This window comes from Streptomyces sp. SudanB182_2057, assembly GCF_964272715.1.
Lineage (GTDB): Bacteria > Actinomycetota > Actinomycetes > Streptomycetales > Streptomycetaceae > Streptomyces > Streptomyces rubradiris.
In genome coordinates this window covers 8058814-8084761 of sequence record NZ_OZ186798.1, presented here as the reverse complement: position 1 = coordinate 8084761, position 25948 = coordinate 8058814, and the positions used below count along the sequence as shown (strand labels likewise).

Genomic DNA, 25948 nt, shown 5'->3' with positions numbered 1-25948 from the left:
GGGGTCCGGGTGCCCGGTCGTGGAGCCGGGCACCGGTGGTGCGGAGCCGAGACGCCCGGCTCGCACGGGAGGCCGGTCCGTCACAGCTCCACCCTCCGCGACCCGGCACCACCCGGTCCGGCACCGTCCGACCCGGCACCACCCGGCCCGGCGTTGTCCGGTCCGCCGCCGTCCGGCGCGGCACCGTCGTCCGGCCCGGCCGGTGTCGTAGTCCCTGCTCGCCGCTCCACCGCCTCGGCCTGTGCCGCCACCGTCGTCAGGTCGAACAGCTCGGCCAGCCGCAGCGCCCCCGGCCAACGGCTCTCCAACCGCTCGTAGAGGGCGACGAGTTTGAGCGAGTCCCCGCCGGAGGCGAAGAAGTCGGCGTCGGTCCCCGGGCCCGGGCGGCCCAGTACCTCGGCCCACAGGGCGGCGACGGCCCGCTGGGCCTCGGTGCGCGGCGGGCCGTCGCCCGGTGCGGGGCGCCGTACCGTCGGCCCGGGCAGCGCGGCGAAGTCGGTCTTGCCGTTCCGGGTGAGCGGGATCCGGTCCAGGGCCACCACGGCTGCGGGCACCATGGCCTGCGGGAGCCGGGCGCGCAGATGGGCGAGCAGGTCGGCCTCGTCGCAGGTGGCGGGGACGGCGTAGGCGATCAGTTCGGTGATGCCGGCGGGTCCGGTGCGCGGGGCGACGACGGCCTGCCGTACCCGCGGGTGTTCCTCCAGGGCCCGCTCCACCTGGGCGGGCTCCACCCGTACGCCGCGCACCTTCACCTGGCGGTCGAGGCGGCCGAGGAACTCCAGTACCCCGTCGGTGCGGCGCCGGGCCAGGTCGCCGGTGCGGTAGGCGCGCCCACCGATGGCGGGGGCGTCGGTGAACCGATGGCGGGTCAGTTCCGGCTGTCCCAGGTAGCCGCGGGCGACGCCGAGGCCGCCGATCCACAGCTCGCCCGGCACGCCCGGCGGGCAGGGGCGGCCCCGCTCGTCGAGGACCTGGACGACCGCGCCGGCGACGGGCCGGCCGATCGGGACGGCGGCCTGTTCCGGGTCGGGGTCGGGGTGGTGGGTGGCGTACACGGTGGCCTCGGTGGGCCCGTACAGGTTGTGCACCCGGGCGCCGGTGGCGCGGGTCAACTCCCGTACCAGCGGCCCGGTGAGGGGTTCGCCGGCCAGGATCAGGGCGCGCAGGCCGCGCAGCCCGGCGGCGGTGTCGCGGTCGGCGAGCAGCAGCCGGGCGGCGGAGGGCGTGACCTGGAGGTGGGTGGGCGCGAAGCGGCGCAGTTCCCCGGCGAGTCCGGGGCGCCCGACGCCCGCGGCGGACACCGCCACCGTGGCGCCCCGGGTGAGCGGCCACAGGAGTTCCGCCAGGCACACGTCGAAGGTGACGCTGGAGGTGGCGAGCCAGGTGTCGCCGGGGCCGATGGGGTCCACCTCGTCCATCACGGCCATCAGTCCGGCCAGCGACCGGTGTTCGATCATCACGCCCTTGGGCCGGCCGGTGGAGCCCGAGGTGTACAGCACGTAGGCGAGGTGGCCGGGTTCCGGTACCGCGATCGGCTCCGGTGCCTCGGGCAGCGGTTCCCCGGCGTCCAGCAGGAGCGTACGCAGGCCGTCCCCGGGCAGCGCGGGGCGCGCGGCGGTGGTGGTGACGGCGAGCCGGGCGCCGCTGTCGGCGCGGATCCGGGCCAGGTGGGCGGGCGGGTGGCCGGGGTCGACGGGGACGAAGGCCGATCCGGAGGCGAGTACGGCGAGCAGGGCGACGGGCAGTTCGGCGGAGCGCGGTACGGCGACGACGACGGGCCGTTCGGGGCCCGCGCCGAGTTCCCGCAGCCGGGCGGCCAGCCGGCGCACGCGCTCCGCGAGCCGCGCGTAGGTCACCTGTGTGCCGCCGCAGGCGACCGCGACGGCGTCCGGGGTGCGCCGTGCCCAGTCCGCGATCTGTTCGGTGACCGGCGGCTGTTCCTCCACGCGGGTGCCGGTGGCGAGCGCGGCCGTCTCCCGCTCCTCCTCGGGGGTGAGCAGGGGCAGTTCGGCGAGCGGGCGGTCGGGGGCGGCGAGCGCGGCGGTGAGCAGGGTGCGGAAGTGGCCGAGCAGCCGCTCGACCCGGTCGGGGCCGAACAGGGCGGTGCGGTACTCCACCGACAGGGCGGCGTCGTCGGCGTCCTCGGTGAAGTAGTACGACAGGTCGTAGCGCGCGGTGGGGAACGGCGGGCGCAGTTCGCGCACGGCCGGCCCGGTGGCGTCCGCCCGGGGGCCGTCGGCGCGCTCGTGGCCGACCAGCACCCGGAACAGCGGGGTGTCCGCGCCCCGGGGCACGTCGGCGGCCCGCACGATCTCGTCGAACGGCAGGTCGCCGTGGGCGACGGCGTCGGCCACGGCCCGGCCGGTGCGCCGCAGCGCCTCCCGGAAGGTCGTCTCCCCCGGCAGGTCCACGCGTACGGGCACGGTGTTGACCAGCATCCCGACGACCTCGGCGAGCGCGGGGTCGTCGCGCCGGGAGACGGGCATGCCGACGCACACGTCCCGCTGTCCGGTGAGACGGTGGAGCAGCGCGCAGACGGCGGCGAGCAGACCGGTGGCGCCGCTGACGCCCTCGGCGCGGCACAGCGCGCGCAGGGCGGCGAGCCGGGCGCCGCCGAGCGCGGTGTGGCGGACGGCGCCTTCGTGGTCCGGGGTGGCGGGCCGCTCCCGGTCGGTGGGCAGCACGAGCGGGGTGACGCCGGTCAGCGCGCTCTTCCAGTGCGCCAGCAGCCGTTCGCGCTCCGGGGCGAGCCGCTCCTCCTGCCAGGCGGCCCAGTCCGCGAACCCGGGACCGTCCGGGGGCGGTGCGGCCGGCTCGCCGCGCCGCACCCGGGCGTACTCGCCGAACAGCCCGTCGACGAGGACGGCGACGGAGGCGCCGTCGCAGACGGTGTGGTGGACGGTGAGCACCAGCACATGCCGGTCCACGCCGGTGCGCAGCAGCAGCGCCCGCAGCAGCGGGGGCCGCGCCAGCGCGAAGGGCCGCCGGAACTCCCGCTCGGCACGCTCCAGCGCCCGGGCGGTCGGGCCGGGGTCGCCGCCGAGTCCCTCGTGGGCCGGAGTCGCGGGGCGGGGTTCGCCGCGGAGGTCCTCGTAGCCCAGTTCGGCACGTACCTGGTCCGGGCCGAGGACGACCTGGAGCAGACGGCCGTCCTGGCGCAGCAGGCCGGTGCGCAGGGCCTCGTGCCGGGCCACCAGCCGGGTGAGGGCGGTGGCGAGCGCCTCCCGGTCCACGGGCCCGGTGAGCTCCAGCACGCACGGCACGGCGTAGAGGGCGCGGCCGGGGTCGAGTTGTTCCTCGAACCACAGCCGCTCCTGGGCGGAGGTGGCGGGCAGCACCTCGGCGGCCGCCTCGCGGGCGGGTACGGCGTCGACGGGGCCCACCTGCCCCTCCACGGAACCCACCCGTCCGTCCACGGAACCCACCCGTCCGTCCACGGAACCCACCCGTCCGTCCACGGCACTCACCTGTCCGTCCACGGAGCTCACCTGTCCTCCGCCGCCAGTACGGTGCCGTCGGCGCCGATCCTGACGGTGGCGCGGGCCGCGGTGCGGCGCGGTGGGACGGCCGGCGCCGGGGTCCGGCCGGTCTGTTCCAGCAGCCGGGCGACGGCGGCCACGGTCGGCTGCCGGAACACCTCGGACAGGGCGAGCGCGGCGCCATGTTGTCGCCGCAGGGTGGCCACCATGCGGGTGAGCAGCAAGGAGTGTCCGCCGCGTTCGAAGAAGTCGTCGTCGGCGCCGATGTCGTCCGTCTCCAGCAGTTCGCGCCAGACGGCGGCGACGGCCCGCTCCGCTTCGGTGCGCGGTGCGGTCCGGGTGCCGCCCGCGCCGGCCGCGGCCAGCGGTACCCGGGCCAGCGCGGCGAGGTCGGGTTTGCCGTTGGGGGTGAGCGGCAGGGTGTCGACGACGGCGTAGTGGCCGGGGCAGGCGGGTTCCGGCAGGGCGCGGCGGGCGATCGCCGTGGCCTGCCGCGGGTCGGGGTCGGCGCCCGGTTCGCGCACGAGGTAGGCCACCAGGCCCTCGGCGGCTCCGCGCGGGTCGGCGACCACCAGGGCCCGGCGCACGCCCGGGGTGGCGGCCAGCACCGTTTCCACCTCCTGCGGTTCCACCCGCAGCCCGCGTACCTGGAGCTGGCGGTCCACCCGGCCGAGGAGCACCAGGTCGCCGCTGTCGAGGAGCACCGCCCGGTCGCCGGTGCGGTACATCCGTTCGCCGGGGGCTCCGGCGACGGTGTCGGGCAGGTACCGCCGGGCGGTCTCGTCGGGCCGGCCCAGGTATCCGGCGGTCACGCCCGCGCCGGCCACCCACAGTTCGCCGGGGGTGCCCCGCGGCACCGGACGCAGGTCCTCGCCGAGCACGTACAGGCGGGTGTTGCGCAGCGGGCGGCCGATGGGCACCTGCTGTTCGTCGGTGCGGCCGGCCGGGTCGCCGGTGAACAGGGCGCTGTCCACGGTGGCCTCGGCCAGGCCGTAGGAGTTGGCGAGGACGGCGTCCGGGGCCATGCGGCGCAGCAGGCGGCGGTGGGCGCCGGCCGGCCAGGCGTCGGAGCCGACGGCGAGGGCGCGCAGGAACGACAGGTCGGCGTCCTGCTCCTCCAGGTGTTCGAGCAGCCCTTGGAGGACCACGGGCACGAACTCGGCGAAGCCGATCCGGTTCTCCCGCAGCAGCCGCAGCAGTGCGGGCGGGTCGAGCAGCGCGTCCTGCGGGCAGAGCACCAGGCAGGCCCCTGAGCACAGCGCGCGCACCAGGTCGGCGTGGAAGACGTCGAAGGACGAGCCGGCCATCTGGAGGTGGGCGTGGACCTGGTCGAGGCGGTAGGCGGCGCTCCAGGCGCGGAAGTTGTTCAGCAGTGCCCGGTGGGTGACCGCGACGCCCTTGGGCCGCCCGGTGGAGCCGGAGGTGAACACGACATAGGCGGCACGGTCCGCCTCTGCGCCGGGCGGGCCGGACAGGTGGCCACCGATGCCACCGGTGCCGCCGCTGTCTCCGATATCGCTGATGTCACCGGTGCCGCCGCTGTCGCCGCTGTCGCCGGGTGGCGGTGTCACAGGAAGGAAGCGGGCCGCGTCGGCGAGTTCCGGTACGAGGCCCGGGTCGCCGACGACGAGCCGGCAGCCGGACTCGGTGAGCATGGCCCGCAGTCGTTCGGCCGGGTAGCGCGGATCGAGGGTGAGGTGGGCACCGCCCGCCTTCCACACCGCGAGGGCGGCCGTGACCAGGCTCGCGGACCTGGGCAGGAGCAGGCCGACCACGGTGCCGGGGCGTACGCCCTCCTGGCGCAGGGTGTGGGCGAACGCCTGTGCGCGGGTGTCGAGTGCGCCGTAGGTCAGCTCGTCGTGCCCGTCGCGGACGGCGGGGGCGTCGGGGTGCTCGGCGGCACGGTCCTCGATGAGCCGGTGGGCGGCGATGTCGTCCAGGGGTCCGGCCGGCCCGGTCAGCACCGAAGGCGGCGCGGCGGACGCGGCGGCGGGCAGGGTGGCGGCGAGGGGCTGGTCCGGGTCCCGGGCCCAGGCGCCGAGCAACCGGGCGTAGTCGGCGGCGAACGCCTCGGCCCAGGGGCGGCTGAAACGCGAGGCCTCGTACTCCAGCGCGCACAGCACCCGTTCGCCGCGGTCCTCGACGGTGAGGGTGAGGTCGAACTTGGCCTCCTCGCCGGCCGCCTCGACGGTGTTGAGGGACACCGGCCGGCCGTCGAGCGAGGACACGCCGACCCCGGGCAGGTCGAGCAGGTCGATGGGCAGGCTGTGCATGTCGAACATGACCTGGAACAGCGGGTTGCGGCCGGGCACCCGCGGCGGGTTGACGGCGCGCACGATCTCGCTGAACGGCTCCTGGTGATCGCGCACGCCCAGTACCGCGGCCCGGACACGGTCGACGGTCTGCCGCACGGTGGGGGTGCCCGACAGGTCGGCGCGGACCACTGCGGTGTTCACGAACAGCCCGATGAGCTGCTGGTAGGCGTGAGTGACCCGGCCGGTCACGGGCGTGCCGACCACCAGGTCGGCACCGGCGCCGCGGGCGCGCAGCAGGGCCAGGAAACCCGCGAGGAGCGTGGTGTAGAGGGTGTTGCCCTCGCCGGCGGAGAACTCCTTCAGCCGGGCGACGAGGTCGGTCGGCAGGTCGAATCCGTGGGTGCCGGCGTGCGGGGCGGCGCCGTCGGTGTCGCCGGGCAGGTCGATGCGCGGCGGCGCCCCCTCCAGGTAGCGCTGCCACCAGGCCAGACGGGATCTGCGCAGCACCGAGCCGCGGCGCTGGGCCCGGGCGAAGGCGTCGTAGCCCTCTTCCAGGCGGGGCAGCGCGGCCAGTGGGTCGGTGCCCTCGCGGTGCGCGCGGTAGGCGGTGGTCAGTTCGCGCAGCAGTACGGCCGTGGACCAGGCGTCGAAGGCGATGTGGTGCATCGCCAGCAGCAGGACGTGCTCGTCGTCGGCGGTGCGCAGCAGCCGGGCCCGCAGCGGCAGGCCCGCGCCGAGGTCGAACGGGGTGTGGCGGTCCTCCTCGGCGGCGGCCCGGACCGCCTGCTCGCGGTCCGCGCGGTCGCGCAGGTCGGTGACGGGCAGCGGGAAAGGGGCGGGCGGGGGCAGGGTCTCGGCGACGGGTTCGCCGTCCGGGCCTTCCGCGTAGCGGGTGCGCAGCGGGTGGTGGCGGGTGACGACGGCAGCGAACGCGGCCTGAAGGGCGGGCGGGTCCAGCGGTCCGCGCAGGCGCAGTCCGCAGGAGAGCAGGTAGCCGGAGGAGTCCTCGGCCAGCTGGTACAGGAACCACAGTCTGCGTTCGCCGTCGGACGGTTCACGCCGTCCGTCGGCGGCCGTGGCGCCCGCCGGCTCCGGTTCCGCCCGGCCGGTGCCGTCCGCGCGCAGTTGCTCGGCGATGCCCTCGGCCGCCTCGGCGACGGTCTCGCGGTCGAGCAGCAGCCACGGGTCGAGGCGTGCGCCCAGGCGTTTCTCCAGCCGGGCGGCGAGTTCCAGGGCCCGCAGCGAGTCCAGGCCGAGGCCCACCAGGGTGTCGTCGTCGCCGACCTCGTCGTCCGCACGGCCGACGGCCTCGGCCACGGTGCGGCGCACCAGTTCGGTCAGCTCGGCGGTGTCGATCCCGGTCACGTGGTCGTCCCCTCCCCGTCCTCGATGCCGGCCGGGCCCGCCGGGTCCGTGTGCTCGTCGTCCTCGTCGTTCACGTCGTCCTCGTCGATGACCCGTACGTGCGGGGAGTCGGCCTCGCCGCGGTCCGGGCGGTGTTCGAGCAGCATCCGGTCGCCGTCGCGCTCGACGGGGACGAAGCCGGCGAAGCCGAGGGTGACGAGTGTGATCCGGTTGTGCCCGGTGGAGACGAACTCGGCGCGCGGCACCCGGCCGGCGGCGCGGGCCCGCTCCACGATGTGTCCGATCAGGACCCGGCCCATGCCGCGGGAGAGCACGCGGCAGGACATGAGCAGCAGCCGCAGCCGCTGCTCGCCGTCCAGCAGGTCGCTGACGGCCAGGCCGATGGTGCCGTAGGAGCCGAACCGGTCGGTGAGCCGGGCGACCAGCACCTCGTGCCGGGGTGAGGCGGCGAGGTCCCGCAGCTCTTCCAGGGAGAAGGTCAGGCCCGTGCTGTTGAGCTGGTGGGTGCGCACCGTCAGTTCGTGGGCGCGCTCCAGGTCGCCGGGGCGGGCGCGGCGCACGGTCAGGGTCAGGCCGAGGGAGGCGAGGAACTCCGCCTGGGAGCCGCTCGTGGACTCCTCGGCGGCCTTGCGGCGCTGCTCGGCCTGGTACATGGCGCGGCGCTGGCGGGACTCGGGGGTGACGAAGGGCGGCCGGAAGTCGTCCAGGTCCGGCAGGGCGCCCACCTGGTCGGCCGGGTAGCAGCGCACCGTGGGGTGGGCGGCGGCGACCTCGCCGCGTTCGAAGGCATCGTTGTCGATGAAGGCGAGGGTGTCGATGCCGATGTTCAGGGATTCGGCCACGGCGGCGACGGCGTCCGATTTCGCGCCCCAGCCGATCTCCAGGGCGACGAAGCGGTCGGCCAGGCCGCACTCCTTCAGCCAGCGTTCGGCGACGTCGCGCTCGCCCCGGCTGGCCACCGCGTGCAGGATGCCGCGGCTGTCGAGGGTGTCCAGGGTGCGCAGGGCGGCGGCGAACGGCTTGGGCCGGTCGCCTTCGAGTACCACCCCGTCCCACAGGGTGTCGTCCAGGTCCCACACCAGGCATTTGACGGTGGGAAGGCCAACGGCCGCGGTCATCTGCGTCCTTCCGGTTCGGGTGGCGCGGGGCGGCCCCGGGCGGACGGCCCGGGACCGGGCCGTCGTACCGGCGGGTCCCCTGCTCAGTCGGGCAGCCGCTCCACGAGCGCGGTGCACCAGGCGGCGACGGGGCTGCTGTTCATCACCAGCACCCTGCCGCCGACGGGCACGGACGGAGCCAGCCTCTCCAGGTTCATCAGCACGTCGGCCGGGCCGAGGTGGCCGTGGCCGGCCAGGTTGTCGCGGCAGACGTCGGCGATCTTCACTCCGAGGGCGTCCTGCCAGAAGGCGAACGCGCCCATGGACAGGTTCTGCATGACCACGGCGGCCAGTTCGTCCTGGGTGGTCGCGCACCGCCGCAGCAGTTCGGCGTTGAGGTCCCGCAGCCGGTTGCGGCTTTCGATGGCGAGCTGGAAGGAGTACGCGTTCTCGTCCGCGCACTCCTCGGCCCACCGCTCGGGCGGCAGCTCGCGGTAGCGGATGCGGAACAGATCGGCGTAGCGGCCGTCACTGCGCAGCTCCTGGCCGAGCAGCCGGTAGCGTGCGGTCCGGCCGCCGACGGGGGCGTCGCCCGAGCTGTAGGACGTACCCCCACCGGTGTCAACGCCCGAGGTGTACGACGCACCGCCGCCGGTGTCAACGCCCGAGGGGTACGGCGCACCGCCGCCGTCGTCGCCGTCCGTGGTGAGCAGGAACGCGGCGCCGCAGTCGCCCAGGACCGTCATCGGTGGGCGGTAGCGGGCGGTGGCCGCGGCCCGCACGCCCATCGCGACGAGGATGCGCCCGCCTCCGCCCCGGCCGCGCAGCAGCGCGGCGCCGATCTCGATGGCGGCGCTGCTGGACACACACCCCAGGTCGCCGACGCCGAGGGTCAGCGCCCGGGTGGCGCCGATCCGGTGCTGGAGCCGGGTGGCCTCGGAGGCCATGAGGTATTCCGGGGCGCGGCCCTGCACCAGCAGCAGCCCGTCCAGGTCGGCGGGGTCGGTGCCGGAGTCGGCGAGCGCGCCCAGCGCCGCGCGCTCGGCGAGGTCGATCTCGGTCAGTCCGTCGGCGACGCGCACCCGGTCGACGCCGAGCGCGAGCAACTGCCGGTCGCGGGCCTCGGACAGGGTGGCCCGCTCGGGGAGGTCGGTGACGGCCAGGGTGTGTTCGGGGTGCCAGAGGTGGACGGGCCCGATGCGTATCCCGGGCGTGCCGGCGTACGCGCTCATCGTGCCGCCTCGTCTCCGGCCGGGTTCGGCCCGGGGACGGCCCGGGCCCGGCGTCCGCCCAGGACGTGCTCGGCGACCCGCAGCAGGGCCACCTCGTCGGCGCCCTCGATGATCTGCATGACCTTGGCGTCCCGGAAGAACCGCTGGGCCAGGCTGCCGGGTGCGCACCCGGCGGCGCCCTGGAGCTGCACCGCGTCCTGGCTGACGGAGGCCGCCGCGCGGGCGGCGGCGTATTTCGCGGCGAACGTCGCCGAGGCCGCGTCCGGGGCCCGGTCGTCCCGCAGCCGGGCCGCCCGCTCGGCCAGCGCCCGGGCCGATTCGGCGGCCAGGTGCATCTCGGCGATCTTCGCCCGCACCAGCTCGTGTTCGGCGAGCGCGACCCCGTTCTGACGGCGGGTCAGCACATGGCCGGCGGCCTCGTCGAGGCACGCGCCCGCCATGCCCACGCAGCCCCAGGCGACCGTGAACCTGCCGTGGTCGAGTGCCGTGCCGATGACGTGGGAGAGGCCGAACCCCGGTGGCGCGACCCGGTTTTCGGCCGACACCTCCACGTCCCGGAGCCGGATGTGCGCGATCCGGGCGCCGCGCAGCCCGAGTTGGCCGGAGACCGGTTCCCGTTCCACTCCGGGGCGGTCGGTCTCGACCAGGACGGCGGTCGGACGGTCGCCGTCGCGACCCAGGACCAGCAGGACGTCGGCCCACTCGCCGTAGGTCACCCAGAGCTTGCGTCCGCTGATCCGCATCCGGTCGCCGACGCGTTCGACGGTGGTCTGGACGGCGTTCAGATCGCTTCCCGCGTCCGCCTCGGTGACGGCGAGGCCCGCGATCCGCTCGCCCGAGGCCAGCGCGGGCAGCCAGGTGCGCCGCTGTTCCTCGGTGCCCCAGCGCAGCACGGCGGCGGCCACCATGGCCTGCACGGTGAGCAGGCTGCGCAGCGAGGTGCACACGGCGCCGAGCGCGGCCGTCAGTTCGCCGAGCCGCAGTGCTGAGCGGTCGGAGCCGCCGTGAGCGGCGGGCAGATCGGCGCCGAGGAGACCGGCCTTGGCCATCCGCTCCGCCATGTCCCGGGGCGGCCCGCCGGCCGTGTCCCACTCCGCCGCGGCCTGCCGGATGCCTTCGATGAAGTCGTTCGGTTCGGTGCGGAGCAGGGGCTCGGTCACCGCCCGCTCCCGCCCGGGGCCACGGCGGCGGCCCCCGGGGAGCCACCCTGTTCACGAGCAGAACGTTTCGCCAGGACGAAGTCGACGATCCTGGTCACCGACCGGAAGTTGTCCAGATCGAGGTCTTCCACCTCGACCGCTATTCCATACTGTCCTTCGAGGAAGGCGACGAGTTCCAAGGCGCCCAGCGAGTTGAGGTAACCCCCGGCGAAAAGATCGTCGTCCGGACCACGGACACTCTCTCGTGCGACAGTTTCGAGAAACTGCAACAGATCCCGCTCGATCACGGCTGCGGAAGACGGCATAACCGATCACCCCCGTATCTCGATCAGAGACTGCGGCACTGTAACAACCGTTATCGCGCGCCACAACGCCCCCGGCCGGCCACCGGGCGCTTTCGGCCAGGCATGACTGGTTGCCAACTCGCCGGGGAATGGCGGTGTTTGATGGTGTGGTCGATGTCCGTGTCCGGGGCCGTGCGGCAGCTCGGCCCGCAGCGCCGTGGCCGACGGCCCCGGGGCCGGGGGACCTTGGAGGAGTGGCACACAACGTGGCTCGAAACGTTCGCCGCTGGATGACCGATGACGTACTTGCGGTCCAGGAACTCGCCCGTTCGTTCTTCACCGACGAGGTCGTGCCCCGGCGGGCCGAATGGGAGCGCCGGGGCGGGGTGGAGAAGGACTTCTGGCGCAAGGCGGGCTCGCTGGGCCTGCTCGGCGCCTCCGTGCCCGAGCGGTACGGGGGCGGTGGCGGGACCCTCGCCCACGATCTGGTGATCTTCCAGGAGCAGGTGCGGGTGGGCGAGCACGGTTTCGGGAACTCCATGCACAGCGGGGTGGTGGCCCAGTACATCGAGCGGTACGGCACCCCGGAGCAGAAGCTCCGCTGGCTGCCCGGGATGTGCTCGGGCGACCTGGTCGGCGCGCTGGCCCTCACCGAGCCCGACGCCGGGTCCGATCTGCGCGGCATGCGGACGACGGCGGTGCGCGGGGACGACGGCTACCGGGTCGACGGCAGCAAGATGTTCATCACCAACGGCTCCAGCGCCGACCTGATCGTCACCGCCGTCCGCACCGACCCGGACGCCGGGACCCGCGGCATGTCGCTGCTGGTGGTGGAGGCCGACCGCACCCCCGGGCTGCGGCGGGGCCGGCGGCTGGCCAAACTCGGCCAGCACACCTCCGACACCGCGCCGTTGTACTTCCAGGACGCGCTGGTGCCGGCGGAGAACCTCCTCGGCCGGGAGGGCGCCGGATTCCTCATGCTCATGCGGCAGTTGCCGCGCGAACGGCTGATCATCGCGGCCGAGGCGGTCGCGGCGGCGCGGCGCGCGGTGGACGTGACGCTGGACCGGGCCCGGGAGGCCGGGCTGTTCGCACAGCAGCACGTCCGCTTCGAGATCGCCCGCTGCGCGACGCGGGCGCGTGTGGCGGAGTCCTTCCTCGACGACTGTGTGGAGCGGGCGCTGGACGGGGAGCTGGACACGGCGACGGCTTCGATGGCGAAGGTCTGGTGCACGGAGACGACGGGCCGCATCATCGACCGCTGCCTGGACGCCCTCGGCGAAACCGCGGCACACGACCCCGACTTCCCGCTCGTACGGATGCGTGACGATCTGCGGGTACAGCGGATCTACGGAGGGACGAACGAGGTCATGCTGGAGATGGTGGCGAGTTCCTTGTGACCGTAAGGACGGCGAACGGCGCGAGCCCACCGGTGTCCGGGCCCGGACGTGTGCGTCGAGGCCGTCGGTGTGGAAGCCCACGGCGAGGCCCCGTCCGCCTCGGTCTGCGGCCGGCGCCGCGGTGGTCTTCCCGACTCAGGCGCGCGTGTGGTGGGTGAGCCGGCGCAGACCGGTCTCGGTGACGGCGAAGTTGTCCTCGATCTTGAGGACGAACAGGGTGCCGTGGTGGTCCACGGCGGTCTCCGGTTCGAGGGCGATGACGTGGCCCGGCCTGAGGACGGCGTCGCTGTCCATGCGGTCGGCGGCGTTGATGGAGGGCAGTTCGCAGCAGCGCAGCCCGACACCGTGCCCTGTTCCGTAGGGCGTCACGGGCAGCTTGTGCCGGGCGAGGCACGCGTTGATGGTCTCGTGGATCACGGAGCAGCGCACCCCCGGGCGCGCCGCGTCCTGCCCTTCCTGATAGGCGGTGAGCAACTGCTGCCAGGCGCGGGCGATGCCGGCCGGCGGCTCTCCGACGAACCCGGTACGGGCGGCGTCGGAGGCGTACCCTCCGCGTCCGTGGCAGCCGATGTCGAGGAAGAAGGGCTCGCCCTCCCTCAGCGGGGCACCGTCGGCGAACCAGCCGCCGCTGCCCTTGCGGACGTTGCAGACCGAGTGGGTGAGGAACTCGGCCCCCGACCGGTGCTGGTGGGCCGCGGCCACGGCGAGCAGGTCGTGGTCGCGCATGCCGGCGTCGGCACCGGCCACGGCCAGGTCGAGGGCCGCCGCGTTGATGCGGCAGGCGGCTTCGACGAGGGCGATCTCCAGCGGGTCCTTGACGGCGCGCAGGGCGAACAGATCGGCGGCGCACGGCCTGAAACGGGTCCCTGGCAGGTCGGTCGCGACGTCGTGGAGGATGCCGGCGTCCAGTGCGTCGTATCCCACGCGTCGGGCGTGACGGGCGCTCAGGGCGGCGGCGAGGGAACGTGCCCACTGCCCGGGCTGGCAGGCGGCCGGGGCCCAGGAGGGAGCCGGCCGGAGGCGTCGCAGCCTGGGCAGCGCCGGGCCCGGCTCGGGCACCTCGGTGTCGGTGACGGTGTCGGTGAAGGGTACGAACACCTCCGCCTCGCCATCGGCGCCGACGATCGCGGCGTACCAGTCGACGCCCTCGCTGACGAGTTGCGCGCGGTAGCCGGTGGCGTAACGGATGTGGTCCGGCCCGGTGAGGACCAGGTGGTCGAGGCCGGCGTCGGTCATCCATCCGGTCAGCCGGGCGGTGCGCCTGTCACCGAGGGCGCGCAGGTCGACACCGGAGTGGGTAGGCGAGTCGGTCATCGTCTTCCCTGCTCCTGGATCGCCCGCTCCTCGGCCTCTCCGGCGGCGACGATCCCGGCGACGAGGTTCTCGATGTCCTGTGTCGTCGTCATCGGGTTGATGACGGTCAGTTTCAGGTGCGTGCGCTCGGCGCCTTCGACAACGCGGGTGGTACGGCCGATGACGGCACTTCCCTCGGTCAGCAGCCTTCTGCGCAGACCGGCGTTGACCTGGTCGTTCAGCTCCGGTCGCCGCGGCAGGTAACGGAAGACGAGGCGGGTGAGGGTGACGGGCGCGGCGGCCCGCAGCCTCGGGTGGCCGGCGACCAGACGTTCGGCGTGACGCGCCATGGCATGGCAGTGGTCGATCAGCTCGGCCATGCCGCGCCTGCCCAGGCAGCGGAAAGACGCCGCGACCTTCAGTACGTCGGCCCGCCGCGTGGTCTCCAGGGTGTGGCCGAGCTGGTTGGGAAGACCGGCCTGCTCGTCGTCCCGGGGGTTGAGGTAGGCGGCTTCGCGCCGCAGGGGACGGAAGTGGCGGCCGTCGCGCACCAACAGCACACTGGAGGAGGCGGGCTGCCAGGCGAACTTGTGCAGGTCCAGGGTGATGGAGTCGGCCTGTTCGATGCCGGCGAACAGCGGTCGCATCCGCGGTGAGAACAGCATGCCGGCGCCGTAGGCGGCGTCGACGTGGAACCACATCCCGCGCGCGTGCGCGAGTTCGGCCAGGGCCGGCAGGTCGTCGACGGCGCCGAGGTCCGTGGTCCCGGCGGTGGCCAGAAGAGCGAAGGGAACGTGATCCGCCGGCAGGGCGGCCAAGGCGGCGTGCACCGCTCCGGCTGACATCCGGCCGTCCGCGCCGGTTTCCACCACCACCGCGGCCGCGTTGCCGAGGCCGGCCGCCGCGATCGCCCGGTCGACGCTGATGTGGGCTTCGCGCGAGCACACCACCCGTAGCCGTCGTGGGGTCGCCTGCAAGCCTTCTTCGGTCAAGCCCACTCCGCACAGGGCTGACCCGCGCACGTCCCGGGCGATGATCACGGCCAGCAGATTGGCGATGGAACCACCCGGAGTCATCACCCCCGTGGTCCCCTCGGGCAGCCCGGTCAGCACACGGAGCTGCTCGAACACCGCCTTCTCCAACTCCATGGGGAAGGGACCGCTGTCCCAGACGTCCACCGACTGGTTGAACGTGCTCACCACCAGGTCCGCGGCGGCGGCGACGGTGAGCGGTGGGCACTGCAGGAACGCCGCGGTCGACGGTGAGGCCAGGTCGACGCTGCCCCAGGCGAACGCTTCCGCGAGCGGCACCAGGGCCTCGGTGTCCGAGAGCCCTTCCAGGGGCAGCACGTGCGCCAGCAGGTCGGAGTTCCGCTCAGCGACCGCGGCCGGTCCACCCGCAGCCACCGGGCCGCCTCGGCGTCGAGCACCGGCCTGCGCGGCCCGCAGAACCTCGTCGACGAGACGTCGCAGCGCGGCCATCCCCTCGGTGCTTCCCGCCAGAGCGGCGGCATCGAGCGGTGCCATCGTGTGCCTCTTTCCACCCACTTGCATGGGCCGTATAACGTGCGGCACGAGCGGTCCGGGACTGTCCCGTCCTGTTAGTGTCCAGGAGAAATCATGGGAGAGCCGATGGAAGAATCCTGAAGGAATCGCTCACTGCTCGACGCGTTGAGCAGCGCACCGAAAGCGCGATACTCAACGCGTCCGCCGGGGTCCCCGGTGAGCAGAGCCCGATCAGTGGTGCTGGCTGTCACCACCGTCGCTCTTGGTCACCTCCTTGGAGCAGTCGGCCGGGTGCTGGTAGAGGGACAGAATGGGAATCGGAAGGATCGGAACCTGCGTACACGGCAGCAGGTTCAGGTTGTAGGAGGATCCCTCGGTGTCCGCCTGTGCCGTCGTCGCGCCTCCGAACAATGCGGCGACGGCGAGTGGGACGGCAACGAGCCGTAGAATCTTCATCGGTTTTCTCCCGGTTTCCGAGAAGCGGCATCTCGCCCATTCACCTTCCGGAACGCAGCCCGGCGAGAAGTGGGAAACACCGTCACTCACGTGGATACTGCCTGAAGAAAATAACCCTGATCCGGCAACACCCGAGAAACCGACACGACCGAAAGTGAATACCGGTCATCAGGTCGTCATCGACACGGACACCTGCCTTCACCGGCAGGCCGAGGGCCTCCGAACGCAATTGCCTGGTGGCGTTTCGCTGCGCGGGGCGCGGCTTCCTGTCCGGCGCGGGACGGCCCGGAGGCCGGGGCCGGCTTCCGGGCCGTCATTGCCGTGGCGCTCAGTACCAGTACCAGCGGCGGGCGGGCTTGTTGCTGAAGATGCGTCGCATCGATGCGGCCATGACTGTTCACCTCCCTTCTCTCTCGCGCTCGTTTCCCCCGTGGCATGGGGTGCGATGGAGAACGAACGGTCGCGGAACATTGCCTTCGGAGATGACCGCGCGGGTGTCGCCGCCGGTGACGGTCAGGCGGGCGTCGCGGGTGAGCGCGGCAAGCGACTCGGTCAGCAGCGTCTGCGCCACCGCCGCGCCTGCACAGATGTAGGGGCCAGCGCCGAACGGCACGTAGGGGCCGTGTTCGCCCGGCTCCTCCCAGCGTTCGGGCCGGAATTCGCCGGGGCCGTCCACCGGCCCTTCTCGTGGTGCATCAGGTACGGGCTGGCGAAGAGGAGGTCGCCGGGGCGGAAGGTGACGCCACCGAGTTCGACGGCGTGCGGGACGGTGCGGCCGAGCAGCCAAGGCGCCGGGCGGTACCGGAGCGCCTCCCGCACGACCTGGTCGGCGGGCCAGGGCCACGGCGCGTCCGACGTGTGGTGCAGGCAGCCCGGCAGCACCGACCACGCCGGCGAAGCGCCGATGGGCACCACGATCGCCCGGTACATCATCAAGTGCGGCTCGGCCGGCGTCCGGTCGGTCACTTCGGCGGGAGGGCAGGCGCCGAGCAGGGCGTCCAGCACATCACGGGGTTCGCCGGCGGGGTGTTCCCGGCGGTGCCGCACCTCCTCGGTCAGGACGGTGAGCAGCCTGGCCCGCGGGAACTCCGCCCGCGCTCGCTACCGGGCTCGCGGCGCGTGGAACACCACTCCCCGGCGCATCGCCTGACCGGTCGACCCTCCCGTCCGCGCCGGGCTTTGGGGATCCAGCAGCAGGTCGGCCAGGCAGCGGTGCACCAGCGTGTTCCCGGCGGCGGGCCAGCGGCTGACCGCCGGGAGGGCGGTCACCGTCCGGGGCAGCCCGGCGCGGTACCGCGGCCGTCCCGCGCGCAGGAAGTTCCGTACCGCGTGGCCGACTTCGACCTGTGCCTCCCGCGTGGACAGCAGGTCACCGAAGAATCCCGACCTCCCCTTGTTGTACTCCGGGCCGCGCAGCAGCGTCTGCGCCAGATCCGCGTCCCGGACGCAATAGCCGCCCTGGGGAAGCCGGAACACTTCCGTCGCGCTGCGGCGACGGAGGATGTCGATGTACTTCAGGGGATCTCGCCGGAACCGGCGCTTTTCTCCGATTCTCATCGAGCCGTCTCCTCGGCGAGTCTCTCGGCGGGGACACCGGGCCTGTCCGCACTGTCCCTCTGTCCGGGCAATCCCCGTCCATGCGTACGGAAAACCGACACAGTGGCGCTTTCACCCATGCGAGGGAAATAACATATATATCAATAAATCCGAGCAGCCCGACCGTCGAAGGCCGTCGAAAGTTTCGCTGGGCGTTCGGCTGGCTGCGGCTCGGCGGTCGAGCGGTCCACGCGCTCCGCAGACCAGACAGCCGCCGCACACACCTTGACCCGACTCGGCGGGCGACCATACATTCCGTCCCACCATTCGTCATCATGACGGCCATTCACATATGTGACAGTCACCGGATGAGGTCAGCGTGCTGAAGGGCATTCTCTTCTTTCCCGTCACCCCGTTCACGGAAGATGGATCGATAGACGCGGCGAAACTTTCGGACCATCTGAGAGCGGGGATCGAGTCCGGGGCCGGTGGGGTCTTCGTGGCCTGCGGGACCGGGGAGTTCCACGCCCTGGACCTGGCCGAGTTCGCCTCCGTGGTGCGTACGGCGGTGCGCGTGACGGCCGGCCGGGTTCCCGTGTTCGCGGGAGCCGGCGGGCCGTTGCCACTCGCCCGGCAGCACGCTCGGGCCGCCGAGGAGGCCGGTGCCGACGGGCTGCTGCTGATGCCGCCGTACCTGGTCGCGGGACCGCCCGCCGGGCTGGTCGCCTATGTGCGCGAGGTCCACGCCGCCGCCTCCCTGCCGGTGATCGTCTACCAGCGCGGCACCGCCCGGTTCGACGTCCCCTCTGCCGTCGAAGTCGCACGCCTGCCAAGGGTCGTGGGCCTGAAGGACGGCACCGGCGACCTGGACCTGCTGGCCCGGATCGTGACCGCGGTCCGGGCGGACCCGGCCACCGGCGGGCGGGACTTCCAGTTCTTCAACGGCATGCCCACCGCCGAAGGGACCCAGCTCGCCTACCGCGGCATCGGCGTGGACCTGTATTCCTCGGCGGCGTTCTGCTTCGCCCCCGAGACAGCTCTCGCCTTCCAACGGGCCCTCGCCACCGGTGACGACGAGCTGGCGCAGCGGCTGCTGGCCGGCTTCTTCCACCCGTTGATCGCGCTGCGCGAACGCGTGCCCGGCTATGCGGTGGCCCTGGTCAAGGCGGCCGTCCGGCTGCGCGGTCTCGATGTCGGGGGCGTGCGTCCGCCGCTGACCGATCCGACGCCCGGGCATCTCGCCGAACTGGAGGAGATCATCGAGAGGGGTGCGGCGATCCGATGAGCGAGGACCTGCGGATCAGCCGCGTCGACATCACACCGGTGGCGTTCAAGGACCCCGCCCTGCTCAACGCCGTCGGCGTGCACGAACCCTACGCGCTGCGCGCCGTGGTCGAGGTGACGACGGACCAGGGCATCGCCGGTCTGGGCGAGACCTATGCCGACGAGGGTCACCTGCGCCGGCTGCGCTCGGCGGCCGACGCCCTCACCGGCATGGACGTCCACGCGCTCGGTGCGATGCGCCGCCGGATCGCCGGGCTGATCGGCGACGACCGTGGCGGCGACGGCCACGGCCTCACCGGCATGATCACCACCAGCAGCACGGTCGACCGGGTCTTCTCCCCGTTCGAGGTGGCCTGCCTGGACATCCAGGGCCGTGCCGCCGGCCGTCCCGTCAGCGATCTGCTGGGCGGTGCCGTCCGCGACGAAGTCCCGTACAGCGCCTACCTGTTCTACAAGTGGGCCGCGCATCCCGGACACGAGCCCGACGAGTGGGGACCCGCCCTGGACCCGGACGGCATCGTGGCGCAGGCCCGGCGCATGATGGCGCGGTTCGGCTTCGGGGCGATCAAGCTCAAAGGCGGTGTGATGCCGCCCGAGGAGGAGGTGGAGGCGGTTCTCGCGCTGCGCCGGGCGTTCCCCGGCATCCCGCTGCGCCTGGACCCCAACGCCGCCTGGACCGTGGAGACTTCGCTGAAGGTGGCGCGGCGGCTGGAAGGCGTCCTGGAGTACCTGGAGGACCCGACCCCCGGCCAGGAGGGCATGGCCCGGGTCGCCCGGGAGGCCCCGATGCCGCTGGCCACCAACATGTGCGTCGTCGCCTTCGACGAACTGCCCTCCGCGGTGCGCGACGACGCGGTCCGGGTCGTCCTGTCCGACCACCACTACTGGGGCGGCCTGCACCGCTCCAAGCTGCTCGCCGGGATCTGCGCCACCTTCGGCATGGGTCTGTCCATGCACTCCAACTCCCATCTCGGCATCAGTCTTGCCGCGATGACCCACCTGGCCGCCGCCACCGAGAACCTCACGTACGCCTGCGACACGCACTGGCCGTGGAAGGACCCGACGGAGGACGTGATCGTCCCGGGCGTGCTCGGCTTCCGGTCCGGCGCGGTCGCCGTCCCCCGCTCCCCCGGCCTCGGCGTGGAACTGGACCGTGACGCGCTGGCCCGGCTGCACGAGCAGTACCTCCGCTGCGGTCTGCGCAACCGGGACGACACCGGGTACATGCGCCGGCTGGATCCGTCGTACGAGAAGAAGTCACCCCGCTGGTGACCCCCGGCGGACCCCGGCGCGCCCCGCTCGGTCCGTCCCTGCGTCCGTACGCCTCACCGCCGTTCACGACAAGAAGGTCCTCCCATGCACTGGCTCGACTGGGCCGCCGTAGGCGGCTACTTCCTGGTGATGCTGCTGATCGGCCTGTGGTCGCACCGGCGTGTCGACGACGTGTCCGACTACTTCACCGGCGGCGGCCGGATGCCCTGGTGGCTGACCGGCATCTCGCACCACATGTCCGGCTACAGCGCCGCCGTCTTCGTCGCGTACGCCGCGGTCGCCTACGACTACGGCATCACCGTCTACGTCTGGGCCTTCCTGCCGCTCGCCCTGGGCACCGGCGTCGGCGCCTGGCTCTTCGCGCCCCGGTGGAACCGGCTGCGCGAGCGCTACCAGGTCGCCTCCCCGCTGGAGTACCTGGTGCGCCGCTACAACCTGCCCACCCAGCAGGCGCTGGCGTGGAGCGGCGCCCTGCTCAAGGTCTTCGACGTGGCCGCCAAGTGGGCGTCGGTGGCCGTGCTGTTGAAGGTGTTCACCGGTATGTCGATGACCCACGGCATCCTGCTGACCGGCGTCGTCACCCTGCTGTACTGCACGGTCGGTGGGCTGTGGGCGGACGCGCTCACCGAGTTCGGGCAGTTCGTCATCCAGGGCGTGGCCGCGCTGTCGATGATGTGGGTCGTCCTCGACCGGCTCGGCGGCGTCTCCGCCCTCGGCACGCTGTGGCACCGGCTGCCGGCCGGGCACACCGACCCCCTCGTGGGCCCCTACACGGCGGGCTTCCTGACCGCGTACGTCGTCGTGAAGCTCTTCGAATACAACGGCGGCATGTGGAACCTGGCCCAGCGGTACATGGCCACCGACTCCCCGCGGTCCGCCCGCCGTTCGGCCGGGCTGTCGGCGGCCCTCTACCTGGTGTGGCCGGCCGTACTGCTGCTGCCGGCGGTCGCCGCGCCGGTGCTCATGCCGCACATCGCCGACCCGCAGCAGACCTACGCGCTGATGGCACAGTCGTACCTGCCCGCGGGCCTGGTGGGGCTGACCCTGGCGGGCATGTTCTCGCACACCATGGCCATGGCCTCCTCGGACGCCAACGCCATCTCGGCCGTGGTCACCCGGGACATCATGCCCGCCGTCCTGCCCGGGTTCCGGGAGGTGAGCACGGCGCGCGGACTGCGGGCGGCGCGGGTGGTCACGGTCGTCTTCATCACCGTCTCCATGGTCGTGGCCATCGAGGCCGACCACTTCGGCGGGGTCCTCGGCATCATCGTCGGCATGGTCGCGGCCGTCATGGGCCCGATCTCCATCCCGATGCTGCTCGGGCTGCTGCCCGCCTTCCGCCGCTGCGGCTCCCGGGCGGCCCTCACGTCGTGGGCGCTCGGACTCGGCGGCTACTTCTTCGTCAAGTACGGCCTGGACGGCGCCTCGCAGACCACGGTGGTCGTCACCCCGCTGGTCACCTCGCTCGTCGTCTACGCGGGCCTGGGCCTGCTCCTGCCCGAACCGGACGCGGAGGCGGACGCAGTGGTGGCGGCGGTCTCCGGCCCGGAGCCCGGATCCGGCACGGCCACGCACGCCGTGGCGGAACGGGCCTGACCCCCACCAGCCCCAGCAATCAGAGCAGTCGGAGGAACCGTCACATGAAACGAGCAGCGTCATTCGTGGCCGCCGCCGCGGCGATCGCCGCCACGGTGGGCCTGTCCCCTCACGCCTCGTCCGGCGGGGCCGCTCCCGCGCGGCCCGCCGCCGTGACGGCCGGGAGCGGGCAGTGGACGGACACCTGGGCGTCCATGCCCCAGCTGACCGAGCCGGGCAACATGCCCCCGGCACCGTTCACCCAGAGCGACCGCGTGTTCGACAACGCCACCGTGCGGCAGACCGTGCACGTCGGGGTGGGCGGCAAGCGCATACGGCTGCGCCTGTCCAACGCCTTCGGCGGGGCCGACCTGCCCGTCACGGCCGTCTCCGTGGCCCGCCCGGCCGACGGCAAGGCGGGGGTCGGCGCGATCGTGCCGGGCAGCTCCCGGCGGGTGACGTTCGGCGGGCAGCCGGGCTTCGACATCCCGCAGGGCGCACAGGCGGTCAGTGATCCGCTGGACTTCGACGTGGCGCCGGGCAGCAACCTCACCGTCACCCTGTACCTCGCGCACGGGCAGGCCTCCACCGCCATCACCTCGCACCCCGGATCCCGTACGACGTCCCACCTGCTCGCCGGCGACCACCTGGACGACGCCGAGCTGCCCGGTGCGACGACCGTCGACCACTGGTACTTCCTGAGCGGGCTGGAGGTGTGGTCGCGGCGCACCGCCTCCGCCACCGTCGTCCTCGGCGACTCGCTCAGCGACGGCCGCGGATCGACGACCAACGGCAACGACCGCTGGCCCGACCGGCTGCGGGCGCGGCTGGCGGCCCGCCCCGGCACCGCGGACATCGCCGTCGTCAACGAGGCGGCGGGCGGCAACCGCGTCCTGCGGGACGGGCTGGGCCCCAACGCCCTGGCCCGGCTGGACCGGGACGTCCTCGCCCGCAGCGGCGTCGACCGGCTCATCGTCTTCGAGGGTGTCAACGACATCGGCACCGCCGGCACCTCCGCGGCGGACGCGCGGCGGATCGCGGCCGAACTCATCGGCGCCTACCGGCAGATCGTCACCCGCGCCCACGCCCAGGGCATCCGGGTCTACGGCGCCACCCTCACCCCCTTCGGCGGCAACGGCTACGACGATCCGGCCGGCGCCCACGAGTCGGCCCGGCAAGAGGTCAACCGGTGGATCCGCACCGGCGGCGGGTTCGACGCCGTCATCGACTTCGACCGCGCGGTCCGCGACCCGGACGCCCCGGCCCGGCTGCGGCCGGCCTACGACACCGGTGACCACCTGCACCTCAACCCGGCCGGGTACCAGGCCCTCGCCGACGCCGTCCCGGTCGCCCTGTTCCACCGGTGAGCGGCGTCTTACGACGGGCCACGAGCACGGACGGCCGGTCCCCCGGGGACGGAGGGGACCGGCCGTCGCCCCGGCGGAACGCCCACGCCCGTCCGTGCCTGCCGCGGGCGCGGCGGCTCCGCCGTGCACGGTGGAGCCGGAGGCGGTGGTGGCGCCGGTGCGTTCCAGGCGTCACCTGGTACCGGTGCCGGTCGCGGACCGTGTCCCGCCCGCACGGGTGAGCACGGGCGTCTGCCAGTCGCGCCACTGTGCGAGGTCGCCGGCCTTGCCGGAGGCGATCCGGAAGACGCCCGAGCCGCCGCCGGAGCCGAACAGGAACTTCGACAGGTTCTGCTGGAGCGGGCTCTTCCACTCGGGCCGGACCGCGCAGTGCGTGCCGTCCCGGACGTCCGACCAGTAGGTGATGTGGCCGCCCGCGCCCAGCGCCCGGTAGATCTCGGCTCCGCCCAGGGCGGCCACGCTGCCGGAGCGGGCACCGAGCCAGCCGACGTGCGGGTTCTCCATGATGAACAGGCCGCGCGGAGCGACCATGCCGACGATCTCGTGGGTGTCCACCGGCAGGGTGTCCGGGGTGCCGGTGTAGGGGCCGAAGGCGTCACCGAGCCACGGCTGCTCCGCGTAGGCGCTGCTCAACGGCTGGGCGCCGCTCTCCCCCGGGACGCTCCGGTAGGCGGGGACGCCGCCGGTCCCCGACTCGATCGGCATGGTGAGGGCGATCCGCTGGTCGAACGCGCCGGCCACGAAAGCGCCTTTGCCGAACCGCGAGCAGCCGGTGACTCCGGTCGCGCCCGCCTTCAGGATCGTGCCGCCCGACTGCTCGATGACGTCGATGATCCGGCTCACGCCCCAGGACCAGGCCATCAGCAGGCCGGTGGGGCTGGACGAGCCGTACACGCTGTAGAAGGCGCCCTGTTCGCTGCCGCGGGACGTGCCCTCTTTGCCGACGGTGTACGGGTCGTAGCTGATGACCGCGACGCCGGATGCCTTGATGGTGCTGGTGTCGGCGCCGAGCCCGCCGTAGACGATGACGGCGGGGAAGGGGCCGGAACCGCCGGGCAGTTCGACGCGCGCGGAGAAACCGGCGCTCTTGCCCTGGTCGCTGACGTTCACCGTGATCGAGGTCGCCGAGACGGTGCCGGTCACACTGGCGGGCTTCGACGGCTTCTGGCCGTAGAGGGAGCGCTCCGCCAGTTCCCTGATCTCGGCCCGGCGGCACCGCCAGTCGGACGCGGTGGCGACGCGGGTGCCGTCCAGTTCGAGGAACGGGTCCGGGAGCAGCGGGCGGGACGGACCCTGTCCGGTGGCGGGTACGGGGCACTCGGCTCCGTCGTCCTCGACGCCGTGAGCGGCCGGTGCGGCGGTGACGGCGCCGGTGGCGGAGCGGGCCTCTTGCGGGGTCGTGCAGGTCAGGGCCACGACCCCGGCCAGGGCTGTGGCCGTCAGCAGTCCTGGGCGGTGGCGACGCGATCGGTCCGGGCGCATGGGACCTCCAAGGCCGAGGAGGCGGGCGGATTACCGTGGGAGCGCTCCCAGGCTAGGAACGCGTCACGGCGACCACAATGCGCGGGACGGAGATTGTCGTGCCGATTCGCCGAATAAGCGAAACTTTCGCCCGCCGGAGGCCGATACGGCGACACACGGCGGCCGTGCCACCGGGGTGGGTGGCACGGCCGGAGTGCGGGTGTCGCGTGGCGGGCGTCAGGCCCAGGGGGAGGTCACGACCCAGCTCGTGTCGTCGGCCCAGGCGGTGGCGCTGTCCCAGGCGTGGGAGCCGCCGTGGCTCGCGACGTAGGCGCCGTATTCGTAGTGGCGCACGAAGTCCCCTGGGTAGTTGGCGGACCGGAGGGAGACGCCCTGGCCGTTGTGGCTCGGCTGCGGGCAGAACGTGGCGTCCAGTCTGGCCAGCGCGCCGCTGTCGATGGTGTCGACGCGCAGCCGGAAGTCGTAGTGGCGCAGGTACTGCCCCGGCTTGTCGGCGGACTCGAAGGAGAGGCACGAGGAGTCGCCCAGGCCGGCGCGCACGATCCAGGTGGCGGCGGCCTTGTCGGTGGATGGACTGGACGAGGAGACGGGGCCGATGGCGGCGTTGTTGTCGGCCGTGTTGTGCCGGAGGTAGTCGGTCGTGCAGCAGGAGGTGGTGGCCCGCAGCGAGACCCTGGAGCCGACGGTGGGCGCGCCCGCCAGCGGGGAGGGGGCGTACCCGGCCGCGTTGATGTTCGCCTGTACGGCGTTCTCGGTGGCGTCCGACGGGTAGCCGGACGTCATCACGCCCTCGTAGAAGGTGCCGGCGGAGCTGTTGCTGTTGTCACCGCCGATGCCGAGGATGATGGCCCCTTCCTTCTTCATCGGGTTGTAGCCCGAGGCGTTGGGGCGCGGTCCGTCGTAGTACGTGGACAGGCCGCCCGACTGGGCGTTGCCGGCCCGGATCGCCCAGCGGTTGGGGCCGCCCTTGACGACGGCGGTGAGGAACCGGTGACTGACGCTGGGGTCGTTGGCGTTGTAGCCGCGGTTGACCCCGGAGAACAGACCGTTCTCCAGGTCGGCCATGACCCAGGGGCCGTTGCCGGTGCCGTAGCCCCATGCCTTGCTGTTGCCGAAGTAGACGGTCTCCATCGCGCCGTTGCCGTTGTTCCGGCTGTTGGTCTCGGCGTTGCCGTAGTCGAAGCAGCAACCGCTGTTGTAGTGGCTGCCGTCGAGGAGCGCGTACATGCCTTCCGGCTGGTCGCCGGTCGCGATGCCGTTGGTGTTGTTGTTCCGGTAGCCGGTGCCGGGGGCGATGAAGACGCCGTACGCCTTGTGGCCGCCCACGGTGACCGGCGCGGCGGACGCCTCGGCGAGGTTGTCGTAACCACCGGCTGCGGGGCCCTGGAAGTCACCGGGCGGTGCCTGGGTGAGGTGGTTGCTTCGGCCCGACTGGTCGTAGATGACGGTGATCAGGCAGCTCGTGCCCGCGCAGAAGGAGTCCTGCGCGGCGGCGTCGGCGTGACCGCCCGCGCCGAGCGCGCCGATGTCCCGCGTGGCGCCGTCGGACGCGCGCTTCACCTGGTAGAGGCGGCTGGTGTACGCGGAGTACAGGGCGCGGGTGGTGCTGTGCGCGGCCACGCAGGGGGTGCCGCCGGACGCGTACAGGTCGCAGGGCAGCGAGCCGGCGGTCACGGCGTCGCCCTCGGCGGAGGCCCGGCCGCCGAGCAGGGCGGTGGCCAGGGCCAGCACGAGGGCCGACAGGACGAGCGGTCTGGCCCGCCCGGGGCGGGCCGGTGTCACAGACATGAGCGATCTCCTGGGGGTTGAGGCGGGTGGCGTCCCACCACCGGCACATGGGTGTAGGTCATGCGCATGACAACCACATGGGTTCGATATTTCGGATATGGATCGCTTCAGCGGACAA

Annotated in this window: 17 protein-coding genes and 1 pseudogene; 5 read left to right on the top strand and 13 right to left on the bottom strand. The window is 73.1% G+C overall.

What is annotated here, in order from left to right; genetic code table 11:
• Window positions 1-80: 80 nt before the first annotated feature.
• The 6 genes from ACSURM_RS35930 to ACSURM_RS35905 all read right to left on the bottom strand — a co-directional run bounded on the left by ACSURM_RS35930 (window position 81) and on the right by ACSURM_RS35905 (window position 10893).
• Entirely contained in the window at window positions 81-3479 is a 3399-nt protein-coding gene (locus ACSURM_RS35930; protein ID WP_436960144.1) for a non-ribosomal peptide synthetase, read from the bottom strand.
• A gap of 5 nt (window positions 3480-3484) precedes the next feature.
• Window positions 3485-7099, bottom strand: coding sequence for an amino acid adenylation domain-containing protein (locus ACSURM_RS35925; protein WP_436960143.1), 3615 nt, complete (start codon window positions 7097-7099; stop codon window positions 3485-3487).
• Window positions 7096-8217, bottom strand: a complete 1122-nt coding sequence (locus tag ACSURM_RS35920; RefSeq protein ID WP_436960142.1) for an HAD-IIIC family phosphatase — start codon at window positions 8215-8217, stop codon at window positions 7096-7098. The genes ACSURM_RS35925 and ACSURM_RS35920 overlap by 4 nt, the downstream gene beginning before the upstream one ends.
• An 83-nt stretch (window positions 8218-8300) precedes the next feature.
• Entirely contained in the window at window positions 8301-9428 is a 1128-nt protein-coding gene (locus ACSURM_RS35915; protein WP_436960141.1) for a 3-oxoacyl-ACP synthase, read from the bottom strand.
• The gene (locus ACSURM_RS35910) at window positions 9425-10588 is read right to left on the bottom strand and encodes an acyl-CoA dehydrogenase family protein (protein ID WP_436960140.1); all 1164 of its coding nucleotides are present in this window, start codon (window positions 10586-10588) and stop codon (window positions 9425-9427) included. The genes ACSURM_RS35915 and ACSURM_RS35910 overlap by 4 nt, the downstream gene beginning before the upstream one ends.
• Window positions 10585-10893 carry an acyl carrier protein gene (locus ACSURM_RS35905; RefSeq protein WP_359041504.1) on the bottom strand — a complete coding sequence of 103 codons (309 nt, stop codon included), beginning with the start codon at window positions 10891-10893 and terminating at the stop codon, window positions 10585-10587. The genes ACSURM_RS35910 and ACSURM_RS35905 overlap by 4 nt, the downstream gene beginning before the upstream one ends.
• 269 nt (window positions 10894-11162) lie before the next feature.
• Here ACSURM_RS35905 and ACSURM_RS35900 point away from each other — a divergent pair, with 269 nt between their 5' ends.
• Window positions 11163-12272 carry an acyl-CoA dehydrogenase family protein gene (locus tag ACSURM_RS35900; protein ID WP_436960139.1) on the top strand — a complete coding sequence of 370 codons (1110 nt, stop codon included), beginning with the start codon at window positions 11163-11165 and terminating at the stop codon, window positions 12270-12272.
• A 135-nt stretch (window positions 12273-12407) separates the two neighbouring features.
• Here the strand turns inward: ACSURM_RS35900 and ACSURM_RS35895 are convergent, their stop codons facing one another.
• From ACSURM_RS35895 to ACSURM_RS35875, 5 genes and pseudogenes are all read right to left on the bottom strand, one after another.
• Window positions 12408-13586: a M24 family metallopeptidase gene (locus ACSURM_RS35895; RefSeq protein WP_436960138.1), complete on the bottom strand. Its 1179-nt coding sequence runs from the start codon at window positions 13584-13586 to the stop codon at window positions 12408-12410.
• Entirely contained in the window at window positions 13583-15091 is a 1509-nt protein-coding gene (locus tag ACSURM_RS35890) for a pyridoxal phosphate-dependent decarboxylase family protein (RefSeq protein ID WP_436960137.1), read from the bottom strand. Before ACSURM_RS35890 ends, ACSURM_RS35895 begins: the two co-directional genes overlap by 4 nt.
• Before the next feature lie 210 nt (window positions 15092-15301).
• A complete protein-coding gene (locus ACSURM_RS35885; RefSeq protein ID WP_436960136.1) occupies window positions 15302-15526 on the bottom strand; it encodes a hypothetical protein in 225 nt (74 codons plus the stop codon).
• A gap of 397 nt (window positions 15527-15923) precedes the next feature.
• Window positions 15924-16456 (bottom strand): annotated as a pseudogene (locus ACSURM_RS35880) (cytochrome P450).
• Between the two features lie 171 nt (window positions 16457-16627).
• Window positions 16628-17083, bottom strand: coding sequence for a hypothetical protein (locus tag ACSURM_RS35875; RefSeq protein WP_436960135.1), 456 nt, complete (start codon window positions 17081-17083; stop codon window positions 16628-16630).
• A gap of 358 nt (window positions 17084-17441) precedes the next feature.
• On the opposite strand from ACSURM_RS35875, the gene ACSURM_RS35870 reads away from it, so the two are divergent.
• The 4 genes from ACSURM_RS35870 (at window position 17442) to ACSURM_RS35855 (ending at window position 22560) form a co-directional block, all read left to right on the top strand.
• Window positions 17442-18347: a 5-dehydro-4-deoxyglucarate dehydratase gene (locus ACSURM_RS35870; RefSeq protein ID WP_436960134.1), complete on the top strand. Its 906-nt coding sequence runs from the start codon at window positions 17442-17444 to the stop codon at window positions 18345-18347.
• On the top strand, window positions 18344-19618 hold the full coding sequence (locus ACSURM_RS35865) for a glucarate dehydratase family protein (RefSeq protein WP_436960133.1): 1275 nt from the start codon (window positions 18344-18346) through the stop codon (window positions 19616-19618). Before ACSURM_RS35870 ends, ACSURM_RS35865 begins: the two co-directional genes overlap by 4 nt.
• Window positions 19619-19702: 84 nt before the next feature.
• A complete protein-coding gene (locus ACSURM_RS35860) occupies window positions 19703-21214 on the top strand; it encodes a sodium:solute symporter family protein (protein WP_436960132.1) in 1512 nt (503 codons plus the stop codon).
• 44 nt (window positions 21215-21258) lie between these two features.
• Window positions 21259-22560, top strand: coding sequence for an SGNH/GDSL hydrolase family protein (locus tag ACSURM_RS35855; protein ID WP_436960131.1), 1302 nt, complete (start codon window positions 21259-21261; stop codon window positions 22558-22560).
• A 171-nt stretch (window positions 22561-22731) separates the two neighbouring features.
• Here the strand turns inward: ACSURM_RS35855 and ACSURM_RS35850 are convergent, their stop codons facing one another.
• Window positions 22732-24042, bottom strand: a complete 1311-nt coding sequence (locus ACSURM_RS35850; protein WP_436960130.1) for a glucuronyl esterase domain-containing protein — start codon at window positions 24040-24042, stop codon at window positions 22732-22734.
• Window positions 24043-24258: 216 nt separating this feature from the next.
• Window positions 24259-25830, bottom strand: coding sequence for an alpha-L-arabinofuranosidase B (locus tag ACSURM_RS35845; RefSeq protein ID WP_436960129.1), 1572 nt, complete (start codon window positions 25828-25830; stop codon window positions 24259-24261).
• Window positions 25831-25948: the final 118 nt, after the last annotated feature.

Bases quoted from the DNA above. Each gene is read 5' to 3' on its own strand.
- ACSURM_RS35900 (WP_436960139.1), top strand. From the start codon at position 11,163: ATGACCGATGACGTACTTGCGGTCCAGGAACTCGCCCGTTCGTTCTTC.
- ACSURM_RS35860 (WP_436960132.1), top strand. From the start codon at position 19,703: ATGCACTGGCTCGACTGGGCCGCCGTAGGCGGCTACTTCCTGGTGATG.
- ACSURM_RS35890 (WP_436960137.1), bottom strand. From the start codon at position 15,091: ATGGCACCGCTCGATGCCGCCGCTCTGGCGGGAAGCACCGAGGGGATG.
- ACSURM_RS35845 (WP_436960129.1), bottom strand. From the start codon at position 25,830: ATGTCTGTGACACCGGCCCGCCCCGGGCGGGCCAGACCGCTCGTCCTG.
- ACSURM_RS35920 (WP_436960142.1), bottom strand. From the start codon at position 8,217: ATGACCGCGGCCGTTGGCCTTCCCACCGTCAAATGCCTGGTGTGGGAC.
- ACSURM_RS35865 (WP_436960133.1), top strand. From the start codon at position 18,344: ATGAGCGAGGACCTGCGGATCAGCCGCGTCGACATCACACCGGTGGCG.
- ACSURM_RS35885 (WP_436960136.1), bottom strand. From the start codon at position 15,526: ATGAAGATTCTACGGCTCGTTGCCGTCCCACTCGCCGTCGCCGCATTG.
- ACSURM_RS35850 (WP_436960130.1), bottom strand. From the start codon at position 24,042: ATGCGCCCGGACCGATCGCGTCGCCACCGCCCAGGACTGCTGACGGCC.
- ACSURM_RS35895 (WP_436960138.1), bottom strand. From the start codon at position 13,586: ATGACCGACTCGCCTACCCACTCCGGTGTCGACCTGCGCGCCCTCGGT.
- ACSURM_RS35905 (WP_359041504.1), bottom strand. From the start codon at position 10,893: ATGCCGTCTTCCGCAGCCGTGATCGAGCGGGATCTGTTGCAGTTTCTC.
- ACSURM_RS35875 (WP_436960135.1), bottom strand. From the start codon at position 17,083: ATGAGAATCGGAGAAAAGCGCCGGTTCCGGCGAGATCCCCTGAAGTAC.
- ACSURM_RS35855 (WP_436960131.1), top strand. From the start codon at position 21,259: ATGAAACGAGCAGCGTCATTCGTGGCCGCCGCCGCGGCGATCGCCGCC.
- ACSURM_RS35915 (WP_436960141.1), bottom strand. From the start codon at position 9,428: ATGAGCGCGTACGCCGGCACGCCCGGGATACGCATCGGGCCCGTCCAC.